Origin of the sequence: Martinezella dioscoreae, from assembly GCF_009176305.1 — a bacterium.
GTDB lineage: Bacteria > Pseudomonadota > Alphaproteobacteria > Rhizobiales > Rhizobiaceae > Rhizobium > Rhizobium dioscoreae.
Genome location: NZ_BLAJ01000004.1, coordinates 726687 through 740932, shown reverse-complemented (window position 1 = coordinate 740932; position 14246 = coordinate 726687). Strand labels below are relative to the sequence as shown.

Below are 14246 nucleotides of genomic sequence, written 5' to 3'. Positions count from 1 at the left end.
ATTATGTTATATAGAATTTTATAACAGAATACAGGACGAGTGGAGGCTGTCAATGGCAGTAAAACCTGGGCGTATTGGCTTGAATGCGCATAGGTTCCGTCTTGCCGAAACATTTTGGCGGGAGCAGATTGCAGCGACAGAGGAGATAGTGCATGGCGCCTTACGATGCTTCCGGCCCCAGCGTGAACGGTATCGAACCTCGCTGGACGTCCAGTGCAAAGAGCGGAGTTGGCACAGCCCTTTCGCCAGCCTGCCGCATCTGGTTCACTCTCAGCCACGGCATCCTCAACGAAATCTATTATCCCCGCGTCGACAGTGCTTGCACCCGCGACATCGGATTGATCGTCACAGGTCCTGAAGGTTATTTTTCGGAGGAAAAGCGCGATACGGAGAGCGTCGTCACCACGGTCGAGGATGGCGTTCCGGCCTATCGGTTGATCAACACGGCGATCGACGGCCGTTATCGGATCATCAAGCGCATCATCGTCGATCCCATGCGCAGCAGCTTGCTACAGCAGATATCATTCGAGCCGCTGGAAGGCACGATCCGCGATTATCGTCTCTATCTGCTGGCCGCTCCACATCTGGCCAATGCCGGTTACGGCAATACGGGCTGGGTGGAGGACTACAAGGGCACACCGATGCTTTTTGCGACGGGCACGGGCGGTGTCTCGATGGCTCTTGCCGTCAGCGGTGGTTGGCGGACGGCATCCGCTGGCTATGTCGGTATTTCCGACGGATGGCAGCAATTGCAGAAAGAGGCCCGATTGGACCCGGCCTTTACGCGTGCCGCCGATGGCAACGTCGCGCTGACCGGTGAGATCGATCTGATCGGCGGCAGCGACACCGTCACCCTATCGCTCGGTTTTGGAAGTCACGCCAAGGAAGCCGGCTACAATGCCCTTGCCAGCTTGCAAGCCGGCTATGACAACGCCGAGCGCAGCTATGTTGCCGATTGGCGGACATGGCAAGACGGATTGCTGGCTTTGGACGAACCGAGAGCGCCGCCGCCCGAAGTCAATCGTTATCGGATCTCGACAGCCGTGCTGGCGACGCATCGGCCTCTTTCTTTCGAAGGACCGGCTGTTGCATCTCTTTCCATTCCATGGGGCTTTGCCAAGGGCGACGAAGACCTCGGCGGCTATCATCTGGTATGGCCGCGTGATCTGGTCGAGACGGCCGGTGGCTTTCTGGCTGCGGGCGCCGCGCAGGATGCGCTGCGCATTCTGGCCTATCTGCGCGTTATCCAGGAAGAGGATGGACATTGGCCGCAGAACTGCTGGCTGGACGGAGAGCCCTATTGGACCGGGATACAGATGGACGAGTGCGCCTTTCCGATCCTGCTCGCCGATGCCCTGCGTCGCGAGGGAGCCCTCACTGGCGATCTGTTACTGTCTTACGTGCCGATGGTCGAAAGCGCGGCACGCTACGTCGTCGTCAACGGTCCCGTTACCGGCGAGGACCGTTGGGAAGAGGATGGCGGCTTTTCTCCCTTCACTTTGGCGGTCGAGATCGCCGCCCTGCTTGCGGCAGCCGATATTCTGGAAATTGCCGGTCAAACGCACAATGCGGATTATCTGCGGCAGACCGCCGACGCCTGGAACGACCAGATCGAGCGCTGGACCTATGTCAGCAGCGATGCGGAGAGCGCTGCTCTCGGGATCAAGGGTTATTATGTCCGTATCGCGCCGCCTGAGATCGCCGACGGAAGCTCGCCCGCCGACGGTTTCGTGCCGATCAAGAACAGACCGCCCGCTGAATCCTTCTTGCCGACCGCCCGCGTCGTCAGTCCCGATGCTTTGGCGCTGGTGCGCTTCGGATTGCGGGCCGCCGACGATCCTCGCATCCTCGACACCGTCAGGGTGATTGATTCCCAGCTCAAATGCGACCTGCCGCAAGGGCCGCTATGGTATCGCTATACCGGCGACGGCTATGGTGAGCATGAAGATGGCGGCCCGTTCGACGGCACGGGCATTGGGCGGCCATGGCCGTTGCTTGCGGGCGAACGCGCCCATTATGAGCTTGCGGCCGGCCGTCCGGAGGTGGCTCTTCAGTTGCTCAAGACACTCGAGCAGTCCGCCGGTCAGGGCGGATTGCTCCCGGAACAGGTGTGGGACCAGCCCGATGTGCCGGAGCTGGGGCTTATGCTCGGAAAACCCTCCGGCAGCGCCATGCCGCTCGTCTGGGCTCACGCCGAGCATATCAAACTCCTGCGCTCGCTGAGAGATGGGGCTGTTTTCGACATGCCGCCGCAGGGTGTCGAGCGTTACGTGACCAACAAGGTGACGGCACCCTTCGTGCCGTGGCGTTTCAATAACAAGCTGTCGCAGCTTGCCGTCGGCAAACGCCTGCGGATCGAGGTCATGGCGCGCGCGATCATTCGCTGGAGTTTTGATGGTTGGGTCGGCGCCACCGATACCGAAACGAGCCAGAACGGCTTCGGCATACATGTTGCCGAGCTTTCATGCGAATACCTGCCTGAAGGCGGGTCGGTTGCCTTTACCTTTTACTGGCCTGACACCGATCATTGGGAGGGAGAGGATTTCTCCGTCTCGGTCGTTGAAGCGCCCTAGTAGGATTTGCGCCAGTGCGGATAGAAAGTGGACGAATATGAGTCAGGCATTAGAGAGCCGCAAAACGAACGTAAAACTGAAGAAAGCCGCCGCACCAGCTGCGACAGAAGAGCTTATCGTCTTGGCGATTGATCTCGGCGGTTCGCATGTCAAAATGCGTCTCAGCTCCGGTAGCGACCGCCGGGCAGCCGTCTCGGGGCCTGCAATGTCGGCGAAGCAGATGGTCCAGGCCGTCAAGGACCTGACGAGCGATTGGCGATATGATGTTATCGGCATGGGATACCCAGGCCCGGTTTCGAACAACAGACCCGCCATGGAACCGCACAATCTGGGCAGCGGCTGGCAGGATTTCGACTTTTCCACCGCTTTCGGCAAGCCGGTCAGGCTTGTCAATGACGCCGTGATGCAGGCAATCGGCAACTACAAGGACGGCAATATGCTGTTTCTCGGCCTCGGTACCGGATTGGGTTCGGCGATGATTGCCAATCACGTTTGCCTGCCCATGGAACTCGCCCATCTGCCTTACAAGAAGCGGGGCACGTTCGAAGACTTCATCGGAGAACGGGGCCTTGAAAAATACGGCAAGAAAAAATGGCGGCAGTCGGTCGAGGATATCGTCGAAAGATTGAGGGCGGCCTTGCTGCCGCATGAAATCGTAATTGGTGGTGGCAATGCCGAAAAGCTCAAGGAACTGCCCCCCGGCTGCCGTATCGGCGAGAACGAAAATGCGTTTCTCGGAGGATTTCGCCTTTGGAAGGATGCGACTTTGAGCTTCTAGGCTGCATCGGTGTGGTCGAATGGTGTGACATGAGGATCAGGCACAAGTCTGTCGGTCTTTCCTGACAGGAGGATAGCCGGCTTAGCGTCCCTATTTCATCGAGGCTTTCTCGTGCTGAACGATGTCGGCGAATAGCTGCAGCGCGCCACTTGGCTGCTCATCCTTTCGCGCGAGATAAAGGGGAGCCACGAGATTGTCTCCTGGGTCAAGCCTCAGATAGGCGATGCCGCTCGTCTCCAGCCCTGCGATCGATCCTGGAATGATGGAGATTCCGAGACCAGCGGCGACCAGACTGAGCGTCGACAGCAACCGGGGAGCTTCATGACGTATTTTTGGGCTGAAGCCCGCGGCAAGGCAGGCCGCTATGATACTGTCATATAGCCCCGGCCCCGAGGGACGGCGGTAAAGTATGAAAGCTTCGTTTGCTAGCTCCGACAATCGAGCGCGGCGAGGCTTCTCTCCTTTCGCTATCACCAGGGGATGACGATCTGGAAGAGCGACCAGCATCTCTTCATCGAGAATTCGGGAAATTATCAGCCCGCTCGACTGTGCAACGGGAGAGCGCACGAGTGCGACGTCGAGAAGACCGGAATGCAGCATGGCGATCAGATCGGGCGTACTGGCTTCCTCAAGCTTGAGCGCGACATCCGGTGACGCCTCGCCGAGCGAGCGGACGGCCGAGCTGACCAGCGGATGAAAGGCCGCCGAACTGGTAAAGCCGATGGCGAGGCTTCCCTCCTCGCCGCGGGCATTGCGTCTCGTCGCCTCTATCGCAAGATCGACATCGTTGAGGATGGTTCTCGCCCTCTCTATGAACGTCCGCCCCGCATCCGTCAGCTCGACACCTCTCGGCAGGCGCTTGAACAGCGATGCACCGACGATTGCCTCCAGCTTGGCTATCTGCTGGCTGAGCGGTGGCTGCTGGATGCCGAGCCTTTCGGCAGCGCGGGTCATATGGCCCTCATCGGCAACGGTTACGGCATAACGGAGGTGTCGAAGTTCGATCATGACATATCTCAAACATATGGATACTGTTCAATCCATATATTGGACGCATGACCGGTAAAAGCCTATTTTGACCGCCTGTTCGGCATAAACACACAGGCCATGACATGGACGCTATTTCTCATTCCAATGCTGATCAACGCGAAGGACCAGCGGTCGCGGAGCTCTTCTTCGGCTTTTTCAAACTCGGCCTCATTGGTTTTGGCGGGGTTCTGCCGCTCGCACGCCGCATGGTGGTCGAGGATCGCAAGTGGTTGACTGGGGAGGAGTTCACCGAACTGCTCGGGCTGTGTCAGTTCCTGCCCGGCGGCAATATCATCAATATGGCGGTTGCGATCGGCTCCAAGTTTCAGGGCGTGGCGGGGGCATTTTCGGCGCTCCTTGGCCTCATTGTCGCGCCGACGGCGATCGTGATCAGCCTTGGCGTCGTGTATGATCAGTTCAACAGCGATCCACGCATCCAGCACATGTTTGCAGGCCTTGCCGCCGCCGCGGCCGGTCTGCTGATCTCGATGGCCGTCAAGATCATCCTGCCGCTGCGCCGCAGGCCTGTCGCCCTGGTCATTGCCGCCATTTGCTTTGCCGCCATCGCCGTGGTCGGGCTGCCCTTGTTGCCGACCATGCTGGTTCTGGCACCTCTCGGTATCATCGCCATTTGGAAGCTTGAAGCATGACCACGACCCTGCTTTCTCTCGCAATCATTTTCACCCAGCTGTCGCTGCTCGCCTTCGGCGGCGGCAATTCCATTCTCCCCGAAATGCATCGTCAGATCGTCGATGTGCAGCATTGGATGACGGCGCAGGAATTCGGTGCGCTGTTCGCCTTGGCGCAGGCAGCTCCCGGTCCGAACCTAATGGTCGTGCCCCTGGTCGGCTGGCACGTTGCCGGATGGGCTGGAGTGCTGGTGACTTCGGTGGCAAAGTTTGGGCCTTCTTCGGTGCTGACCTATCTGGTGCTCCATCTCTGGAACCGTTTCAAGGACAGGCCGTGGCGAAGGATCGTCCAGGCCGGGCTGGTGCCGATGACCGCCGGGCTCGTCACCGCCAGCGCGGTCGTCATCACCGAGGCATCAACTCAGGGCTGGATTCTGGCGGCCATAGCGGCAGCCGGCGCATTTGTTCTTTCGACGACGCGCGTCCATCCGCTCATCGTTCTGGGCATTGGCGCGTTGATCGGGCTAAGCGGCATTGGCCAGGTCTGAGCCGGAGGTTTCCGGATCGCGCCACCGACATGGTCTGCATACAACGCTGCTCTTTAGATCAAGCCTGCCAATCGCTCACCAATCCAGGCATTGAATAGCGGATTGCGGGCAAGCGACGGGAAAAATATTTCTCCATAGAGTATATAGACATTATGCGTTTACTTTTCGAATAGCATTCCTGCCCCTAGCCTGATCGGCGGTCTCATTCGTCCGGAGCTGGCATGACAAGGCATATTCGATTCAACGCGTTCGACATGAATTGCGTCGCGCATCAGTCCCCGGGGCTATGGAGGCATCCGCGCGATAAGTCGTGGAAATACAAGGATTTGGACTATTGGCAGGATCTGGCGCGGACGCTGGAGCGCGGCATTTTCGACGGCATATTCATCGCCGACGTCATCGGCTATTACGATGTCTACAAGGGCTCGAATTACCATGCAATCGAGCAGGCCGCGCAGATACCGGTCAATGATCCGATTCAGCTCGCGGCGCCGATCGCGCTTGCGACCCAACATCTCGGCATAGGAATAACCGCCTCCACCTCTTTCGAGCATCCTTACACGTTTGCCCGCCGGCTCGCCACCGCTGATCATCACACCAAGGGCCGTGTCGGCTGGAATATCGTGACCTCCTATCTGGAGAGCGGCGCGAAGAACGTCGGTCAGGGCGGCCTGAAGACCCATGACAACCGCTATGAGGTCGCCGCCGAATATGTGGAGGTCCTCTACAAGCTTTTCGAAGGAAGCTGGGAGGAGGGCGCCGTGCTGCGCGATGCCGAGCGCGGCATTTTCACCGATCCTACCAAGGTCCACGAGATCGGCCACAAAGGCAAGTATTTCGATGTTCCAGGCTACCATCTCTGCGAGCCATCGCCGCAGCGGACGCCCGTGCTTTATCAGGCAGGCGCATCGGGGCCTGGTAAGGCCTTCGCGGCCGGCCATGCTGAATGCGTGTTCGTCGCGGCTCCGACCAAGAGCCTTCTGCGCGCCTATGTCGCCGATATCAGGCAGAGGGCTGCGGCTGCTGGCCGCGATCCACGGAAGGTGCTGATCTATAATCTCACGACACTGATCATCGCGGAGACCGACGCAAAGGCCCAGCAGCTCTTCGAGGAATATCAGAGCTATGCCTCCTATGACGGCTCGCTCGTATTCATGTCTGGCTGGAGCGGCATCGATTTCGGCCAATATGCGCCGACCGACGAATTGAAGAAGGTCGAGACCAATGCGATCGTCTCGATGATCGAGAACTTCGGCGGCAAGGACCGGGCCTGGACGGTCGAGGAACTCGCCAAATGGGGTGGGATCGGCGGAACAGGTCCCGTATTCGTCGGGTCGCCCTCGACTATCGCCGACATCCTGCAGGAATGGGCCGAAGAGACGGACATCGATGGCTTCAATCTCGCTTATGCGGTAACACCCGACAGCTTCGAGGCGGCGGTCGATCTGCTTGTTCCGGAACTACAGAAGCGCGGAGTGTATCCGACCGCCTATCGTCCGGGCACCTTGCGCGAAAAGCTCTTCGGCGAGGGACCTTATCTGCCGGTGACCCATCCGGCCAATGCCTATCGCGATATCGAGGCCGTCAAGCGTCGGGATGCGGAAGTGGCCACACCGTTACGCCAGTCGGCCGGCGTCTAGGTTTTGCCATATCACCGATCCGGTTGAAGCATGCGCATATTCGGCCCACTTTGACGATGCTCTGAGGGCCGACGAGCCGGATGGATCTCTGAGATATTCCGTGCAATCCAGCTATTTAAGGTAGCAATGCGTTAACGTTCTGTTCACCTTAAGATTACTAAGGTTTCCTGATGAAAAGGAAGGAAGCCCAATGAAAAAGATCTTTGTTCTCGCCATGGCTGCCGTAACGCTGGCAGCGCCCTTCGCCAACGCGCAGGAATGGCCCCGTCATCATCGCGATCGTCCCGACGAAGTTCATCGCAAGATGCCGCCTCGGGGACCGGGACGCCCTGGATGGGGGCCCTATCGGGGTAAGGACCGTTCGGGTTACTATCATGGCTACAGAGGTTACCGTGATCGCCGCCCGGGCTACCGCCGTCACAGCGATGGTCTTTGGTATCCCGCCGCGGCCTTCGCGCTCGGCGCCATTATCGGCGGCGCTTTGAACAACTAGCTCTTCCGCCTTTCCAGGAATTGCTCTTAAGCTTTCGATGATTATTGAAGCGGTTTGGGGGAATGCGATCCGTCATTCCCCCAAACCGCACAGGCGGATCGAAGTTCGCCCCAAGCCGGAACACCGCCCAATTGCATGCTTTCCGGTTGGAAAATATCGGGCCGGCAGTCCGTCACGTGTTGTGGATTGACTCCATCGGCCGAGTGCATTTCCGCTTTTCGCGAATCTCGGAAACGCTCTATCTTCTTGTTTCCAAACGCATTCCGGACGGAAAATGGCTGCGCGTTTTTCCTGGAAATGCTCTATCGTTAGGTGTCGTCCGGCATTTTCTGGAGTCGACCGTTGGGCGGTCGCGGTCATTCTGGCCGCTGGAAAGAGCCGCGTTTAAAATCGCTCCATCTCGCGGCCGACCTTCGTCAGAAACTGGCTGCGGGAACCTTCCGTCGAGCGGTTCATGTCGTAGTGGGCGAGGAAGATCACCGGGGCGAAAGGCTTGATCTGCGCGCGCAGCACGCGCTTGACGATCTTCTTCGGCGGGTTGCCCGCAATGAAGGCACGGAATGGATCGGCGCCATAGGTCAAGACCGCGCCGAGTTTGCGGATATGCTGCAGCTTCGAGCGCACCTTGCCGTTGACGAGTTCGAAGGAAACGCCCGGAAGCCAGACTCGGTCGAAATAACCCTTGAGGATAGCCGGAAAGCCGAAGTTCCAGACCGGAGTGACGATCACAAGCGCCTCGGTGCGTTCCAGCCGCTCGACATAGGGTTTGAGCGTCTCGGTATTTTCGGGATAGTCGTGATAGATCAGCCGGTCGTGGCGCGAGAGCACGGGATCGAAGCCCTCGGCATAGAGGTTGCAGTCGTCGACGTCGTGTCCAGTACGTTTCAGGCTCTCGACGGTCTGGCGATGCAGCGCGCCACCAAAACTTTCCTCGACCGGATGGGAATGAAGGACGAGAACCTTCATGAGGCCTCCATCAGCGCGGCAAGGCCGGGGAAGAGGTAGTTCTTGCCGGATTTGAAGTCGAAATTTGGATCGTCCCAGGCAATCATCTTGCCGGGATTGAGCAGGCCCTTAGGGTCGGTTTCCTTCTTGAAGGCAAGCTGGACGGCATCGGTCTGCTTCATGCCGCCTTCCTCCAGCGTATAGCGGTGCGGATTGAAGATCGGGCAGCCGTGATCCTGGTGAATCCTAATGATCTCTTCGAGCCGTGCCTCGGAAGTGTAGCGCACGAGGGGCAGTCCGGAGCATTGGATCTGCCCGTCGAACTTGATGAATTCGAGATGACCGGGCACCTCGTCACCAAAGATCTCCACCATCTTCTGAACTTTGGCGACATGATCCGGCCCCGGATACTGCACCTGCAGATACGTGATGTTGGGATCGACCTTGATGGCACGCAGCGTCGTGTGGTTCCAGGCGAGCTCATAGGCGTGCGGAATGCCCTTCATGCTCTCCACCTTGTCGGAGCGGAAGGTGATCTCGCCCTTCTGGTGCATGGTGAAGGCGACGAATGGGTCCATCGAATGCGGTGCGATCATCAATGCCACGATCGACTGCCCTTGGCGGATATAGGGCTTGTGGCGGCTGAAATATTCGTACGGAATGGGGGCGGCGATCGGGGCGATTTCCTTGACCAGAATGCCGTTGCATTTGGCAAGCGCGTCTGAAAAGCGCACTGCATCCATGAAGTCGTCATAGCCGACCAGCACGTCGATCCAATCATAGGCCGGCGCCAAGGGCATTTCGATTTCGGTGATGATGCCGTTGGTGCCGTAGGCATGGCTGACCTTGGTCAGGTCCCAGCCGGTGAGATCGAGCGTGCGGGGCTCCGCCTCCATCGTCACGACGCGAAGGCGCAAGATGTTGCCGAGATCGCGCAGCCCGCCCCAGGTGATCGAGCCGACACCGCCGGAGCCGCCGGCAATGAAGCCGCCGATCGTCGCAGTTTGTGCCGTCGAGGGATGGAAGCGCAGCTCCTGGCCCGAATGGGCCTTGGTCTGGCGATCGAGCTCGGCAATGACGATGCCGGGCTCGCAAACAACGCGGCCGGGATGGATCTCCTTGATCGTGTTCATGGCGGCGAGATTGAGCACGATGCCGCCGGAAAGCGGCATGGCCTGGCCGTAATTGCCGGTGCCGGCGCCGCGCGGCGTGACGGGAGCGTCATGCGCATAGGCGACCTTCAACGTGCGGATCACCTCTTCCTCGGTCTTCGGAGTGACGACGAGATCGGCCGTGACATTGTCGAGCTGGGCCTTCAGGATCGGCGAATACCAGTAGAAGTCACGGCTTTTCTGGCGCACCAGCGCCGGGTTGTCTTCGACGGCGATGCCTTCGAGTTCTTTCTTGATGCGCTGATAATCCGGCATGTCAGGCTCCAATGACGCTGTCGAGTTCGCGATAATCCGGCAGGCTGCGATCGATCACCTTGCCCTTGCGAAGGACGACGCGATCGGACTGCGGACGGGAAAGGAATTCGCTCCAGCGCCTTGCGCTGAAAAGCACGAGGTCGGCCGGGCTGCCGACGGCTATGTGCCCGATATCCGGGCGGCCAAGTATCTCCGCGGGCGAGGTGGTGATGACCCTCGCAGCCGTATCCAGCGGATGGTCGAGATGCAGGATGCGCACGGCCTCGCGGAACACCTCGACCGGATCGAGATCGCCATAGGCGTAGAATGGGTCGCGGGTATTGTCGGACGCGACGGCGGTTGGCACGCCGGCCGCGGCAAGTTCGTGCAGCAGGGTGACGCCGCGCCAGCGCGGCGTGCGCCCGGCGTGACGGTCCTGCAGATACATGTTGCACATCGGCAGCGAAACGATGGAGATCCCGGCCTTGGCGACGAGATCGATTGTGGCGCGGGCAATATTCTCATCCTGTCGGGCAAGCGAGCAGCAATGGCCGGCGGTCACCTTTCCGGTAAAACCGTTGCGAAGCACGGCCTCGGCGATGGCCTTCAACGTCAGCACCTCCTTGTCCTCGGTTTCGTCGACATGCAGATCGATGTCGAGGCCGTTATCGGCGGCTGCGCGGAAAAGCTTGTTCAGCTGCGCGTCGAGTTCCGGGTTCAACTGCGTCACACCGCCCATCAGGCCGCCGGTGTCGCGAACGACACGGAGCAGATCGGCAAAGAAGGCATCGTCTACCATGCTGTCGAGCGGAAAGAGGGCGACGGCCTGTAGCGCGATCTTGTCCTTCCACGCCTCGCGGACCGAGGCGAAGACCTCGAAGGAGATGCGATGCTGCGGCGCCAAGGAATCGAGGTGGGTGCGGATCAGACCGGTGCCGTGGGCATAAGCCGAGCGCAGCGAGAATTCCATGCGCTTGCGCACGTCGTCGGCCGACCAGTTAGCCTCGCGGTCGGTCCGCACTGCATCGAGCGCACCTATGAAACTGCCGTCCGGGTTCGGCCGGCGTTCCCAGATGTGCCCCTTGTCGAGATGGGTGTGCATGTCGACGAATGTCGGCCAGACCATGCCATCGCGCATATCCACTCGGGGATACTCGGCCGGCGCGGTTCCAGGCGCGACGATGTCGCTGACAAGGCCATCGGCGACGACGATATCGACCTTGACCAGGCCCTCACTCGAGGGCGCCGCAAGGCCGGAGAGCGTCAAGGCTGGGATGGTAGCATTGCTCAGCACAAAGCGGGCTGCGTTCGGTGGCGACATGAAGGCGTGGGACATCAGTTCTCCCGCTTGAGGCTGCTCTCATGCCAGCGATGCAGGCTCAGCCATGAGATGAAGGAGGTGAAGGCGAAGATCGCGACGCCGAGCGCCGACAGGAGAAGCAAGGCTGCGAAGAGCCGCGGCATGTTCTGTCGGTATTGCGCTTCCAGCAGTCGAAAGGCGAGACCGGAGTTCGGACCTCCCGAGCCAGCGGCGAATTCCGCGACCACCGATGCGATCAGCGATAGGCCGCCGCCGATCCTCAAGCCCGTCATGAAATAAGGCTGAGCGGCGGGCAGTTTCAGATGCAGCAAGGCCTGCCAGCGCGAGGCGCCGTAGAGATCGAAAAGGTTGAGCAGATTATGGTCGACGCTCTTCAATCCCTGCACCATGTTGGAGAGGATCGGAAAGAAGGCGACGAGGAAGCCGCAAATTAAGAGCGCTGCTTCGCGTGTCGGCGCATAGATCAGGATCAGCGGCGCGATCGCGACGATCGGCGTCACCTGCAAGATGACGGCCAGCGGATAGAAGGCGAGTTCGATCCAGCGGGACTGCACGAGAAAGATGGCGAAGCCGACGCCGCCAATCAGCGCCAGGACGAGGGATATGAAGGTGATCTCGGTCGTCACCCATAGAGCCGGCCAAAGGATGCCCCAGTCGGAAACGAGCGCCTTTGCGACGGCGATCGGGCTTGGCAGAATATATTGCGGAATGCCGGTGCCAACGACCAGAAGCTGCCAGAGGACAAGAAGCGCAAGAACGGTCAGGATGGGCACGAAGATACCAAGCGCGCGTTCCACACTGCGCTTTTTGGCTGCAGAGGCCGCGGGTGCGTCGGCAGATTCAACGGACAGAGTGGCGGGCAGACTGGTACTGTCACTCATCAATGGGCCTCCGGCCAGCCGATGGCCTCGATCAGGGAACGGGATACTTTTTCGCATACCTGCCGATATTCTTCAGATGAACGATAAAGCGGATCGCGCTCGCCGCTGGTTTTCAGCGGAAAATCGCTATGGACGCGGCCCGGCCGCGCCTTCATGACGACAATACGATTGGAGAGATAGGCGGATTCATAGACGGAATGCGTGACGAAAATGACGGTAATCCCTGTTGTCTGCCAGAGGCGCAAAACGTCGTCGTTCAGCTTCTGGCGCGTGATTTCGTCGAGTGCCGCAAAGGGCTCGTCCATCAACAGCAGCTTTGGCTTCGTCACCAAAGCGCGGGCGATCGAAACCCGCATCTTCATGCCGCCGGACAATTCGCGCGGATAGGCTTGCGCAAAATCCTGAAGGCCGACGGTTGCCAGCGTCTCCATGATCTGATCGTGCGCCGTCGCTTTCGACACGCCCCGCAGCTTCAGCGGCAGATGGACATTGCCAAACACAGTCTTCCAGGGAAGTAGCGTCGGCTCCTGGAAGACGAAGCTGATATCTCCTTCCGGCAGACCCTTGGCGTTGATGCGCGAGCTGGGCCAATCGATCCTGCCATTGGAGGCGCCGCCAAGGCCTGCGATGATACGCAACGCCGTCGACTTGCCGCAACCGGAAGGGCCGAGCAGGCTGATGAACTCCCCGCTTTCCACATGGAGCGACATGCCCGATAGCGCCAGCGTGCCGTTGGAAAAGACCTTGGAGACCTGTTCCATGACGACGAGCGGCCGTTTGCGTGTCTCGGTTTGGGTGAGTTTGGTAGATTCGGACACTAGCATGGTTCAGCTCTTTGTTGATCCACCCTCCCCTTGAGGGGGAGGGGCGGAGCCAAGCTCCGGGGCGGGGTGGATCCGGTGCTATCTCGGGTTCTCACCCCCAATCCGCCGCTTTGCGGCGACCTCCCCCGCGCGGGGGAGGTGCCTAGGCTTACTTCTTCAGCGACATGCCGACGCCCTTGCAGACGAACTGGGTATCGAACGCCTTCTTGTAGTCGATATCGGCATCGAAGAGCTTGATCTGCACCATCTCGTCGAAGAACTTCTTGTAATGAGCTTCCGTGATGCAGCCGATGCCCTTGTCGAGCGCATCGCCGGATTCCACGATGCCATATTCCTTCATCTTGGCGATGGAATAAGCGATCTGTCCATCCGTCATATCGGGATTGTCCTTCTTAATCAGCTCGTTGGCCGCCTTGTTGTCGCCGTAGAGGTAATTATACCAGCCCTCGATCGAGGCATTGACGAAGCGCTGTACGAGATCGGGGTTCTTGTCGACCAGTGCCTTTTGCGCGGTGATCATCGTCGAATAAGGCGAGTAGCCGGCGTCGGCGATCAGGAAGACTTTCGGCTTCCAGCCGGCCTGCTTCTCGATCTCATAGGGTTCGGAGGTCACGTAGCCCTGCTGCGCGGACTGCTTGTCTGCCAGGAATGGCGCCTGGCTGAAATTGTAAGGCTTGAACTGTTCGTCCTTGAAGCCTGGGAAGTTCGCCTTCATCCACTCGAAATAGGTGATGTAGCCGTCCTTACTCAGGAAAAGCGTCGGCAGCTTGGCCAGATCCTCGAATTTTTCCACGCCGGCATCCGGATGGGCGATCAGCACCTGCGGGTCCTTCTGAAAGATAGCCGCGACATCCACAATCGGAATGCCCTGCTTGACCGCATCGATCTCCTGTTGCGGGCCGCCCATGTAGAAATCCAGCTTGCCGGAGATCAGCAATGCCGAATTGGCCGCGTTGGGACCGCCCTGTACGATGGTGACGTCGAGGCCGTATTTCTTATAGGTGCCATCGGCGAGCGCCTGGTAGAAACCGCCGTGCTCGGCCTGGGCAAGCCAGTTGGTGCCGTAGGTGACTTTATCGAGCGCATTGGCCGGCTCGGCCGCCATGATCGCGGCCACGAGCCCCATAGCGGCGAGGAATGCTTTTGTCTTCAAGGCTTTATACATGGCTGACTGTTCCC

Annotated in this window: 13 protein-coding genes; 6 read left to right on the top strand and 7 right to left on the bottom strand. The window is 59.5% G+C overall.

The window, feature by feature from the left end; all coding sequences use genetic code 11:
* Positions 1 to 152: 152 nt before the first annotated feature.
* On the top strand, positions 153 to 2573 hold the full coding sequence (locus tag GDN47_RS20650; RefSeq protein WP_152094132.1) for a glucan 1,4-alpha-glucosidase: 2421 nt from the start codon (positions 153 to 155) through the stop codon (positions 2571 to 2573).
* A 37-nt stretch (positions 2574 to 2610) separates the two neighbouring features.
* Positions 2611 to 3351, top strand: coding sequence for an ROK family protein (locus GDN47_RS20645; protein WP_113355735.1), 741 nt, complete (start codon positions 2611 to 2613; stop codon positions 3349 to 3351).
* A gap of 90 nt (positions 3352 to 3441) precedes the next feature.
* Here GDN47_RS20645 and GDN47_RS20640 read toward each other — a convergent pair whose 3' ends face one another.
* On the bottom strand, positions 3442 to 4359 hold the full coding sequence (locus GDN47_RS20640) for a LysR family transcriptional regulator (RefSeq protein ID WP_113355736.1): 918 nt from the start codon (positions 4357 to 4359) through the stop codon (positions 3442 to 3444).
* Between the two features lie 104 nt (positions 4360 to 4463).
* Here GDN47_RS20640 and GDN47_RS20635 point away from each other — a divergent pair, with 104 nt between their 5' ends.
* From GDN47_RS20635 to GDN47_RS20620, 4 genes are all read left to right on the top strand, one after another.
* On the top strand, positions 4464 to 5030 hold the full coding sequence (locus GDN47_RS20635; RefSeq protein ID WP_113355737.1) for a chromate transporter: 567 nt from the start codon (positions 4464 to 4466) through the stop codon (positions 5028 to 5030).
* The gene (locus tag GDN47_RS20630) at positions 5027 to 5557 is read left to right on the top strand and encodes a chromate transporter (protein WP_113391174.1); all 531 of its coding nucleotides are present in this window, start codon (positions 5027 to 5029) and stop codon (positions 5555 to 5557) included. Before GDN47_RS20635 ends, GDN47_RS20630 begins: the two co-directional genes overlap by 4 nt.
* Before the next feature lie 221 nt (positions 5558 to 5778).
* Positions 5779 to 7197 (top strand): LLM class flavin-dependent oxidoreductase, encoded by a 1419-nt coding sequence (locus GDN47_RS20625; RefSeq protein WP_113421478.1) that lies wholly within the window; start codon positions 5779 to 5781, stop codon positions 7195 to 7197.
* Positions 7198 to 7387: 190 nt separating this feature from the next.
* On the top strand, positions 7388 to 7690 hold the full coding sequence (locus GDN47_RS20620; protein ID WP_113355740.1) for a hypothetical protein: 303 nt from the start codon (positions 7388 to 7390) through the stop codon (positions 7688 to 7690).
* Between the two features lie 384 nt (positions 7691 to 8074).
* Here the strand turns inward: GDN47_RS20620 and GDN47_RS20615 are convergent, their stop codons facing one another.
* The 6 genes from GDN47_RS20615 to GDN47_RS20590 form a co-directional block, all read right to left on the bottom strand.
* Complete coding sequence (locus tag GDN47_RS20615; protein WP_152094131.1) at positions 8075 to 8656, bottom strand: NAD(P)H-dependent oxidoreductase; 582 nt, start codon at positions 8654 to 8656, stop codon at positions 8075 to 8077.
* On the bottom strand, positions 8653 to 10062 hold the full coding sequence (locus GDN47_RS20610) for an FAD-binding oxidoreductase (protein ID WP_152094130.1): 1410 nt from the start codon (positions 10060 to 10062) through the stop codon (positions 8653 to 8655). The genes GDN47_RS20615 and GDN47_RS20610 overlap by 4 nt, the downstream gene beginning before the upstream one ends.
* A 1-nt stretch (position 10063) precedes the next feature.
* On the bottom strand, positions 10064 to 11377 hold the full coding sequence (locus tag GDN47_RS20605; protein WP_145635762.1) for a cytosine deaminase: 1314 nt from the start codon (positions 11375 to 11377) through the stop codon (positions 10064 to 10066).
* On the bottom strand, positions 11377 to 12243 hold the full coding sequence (locus GDN47_RS20600) for an ABC transporter permease (RefSeq protein ID WP_113332098.1): 867 nt from the start codon (positions 12241 to 12243) through the stop codon (positions 11377 to 11379). The genes GDN47_RS20605 and GDN47_RS20600 overlap by 1 nt, the downstream gene beginning before the upstream one ends.
* Positions 12243 to 13067 (bottom strand): ABC transporter ATP-binding protein, encoded by an 825-nt coding sequence (locus GDN47_RS20595; protein ID WP_113332097.1) that lies wholly within the window; start codon positions 13065 to 13067, stop codon positions 12243 to 12245. The genes GDN47_RS20600 and GDN47_RS20595 overlap by 1 nt, the downstream gene beginning before the upstream one ends.
* Positions 13068 to 13215: 148 nt before the next feature.
* The gene (locus tag GDN47_RS20590) at positions 13216 to 14232 is read right to left on the bottom strand and encodes an ABC transporter substrate-binding protein (protein ID WP_152094129.1); all 1017 of its coding nucleotides are present in this window, start codon (positions 14230 to 14232) and stop codon (positions 13216 to 13218) included.
* Positions 14233 to 14246 lie beyond the last annotated feature (14 nt).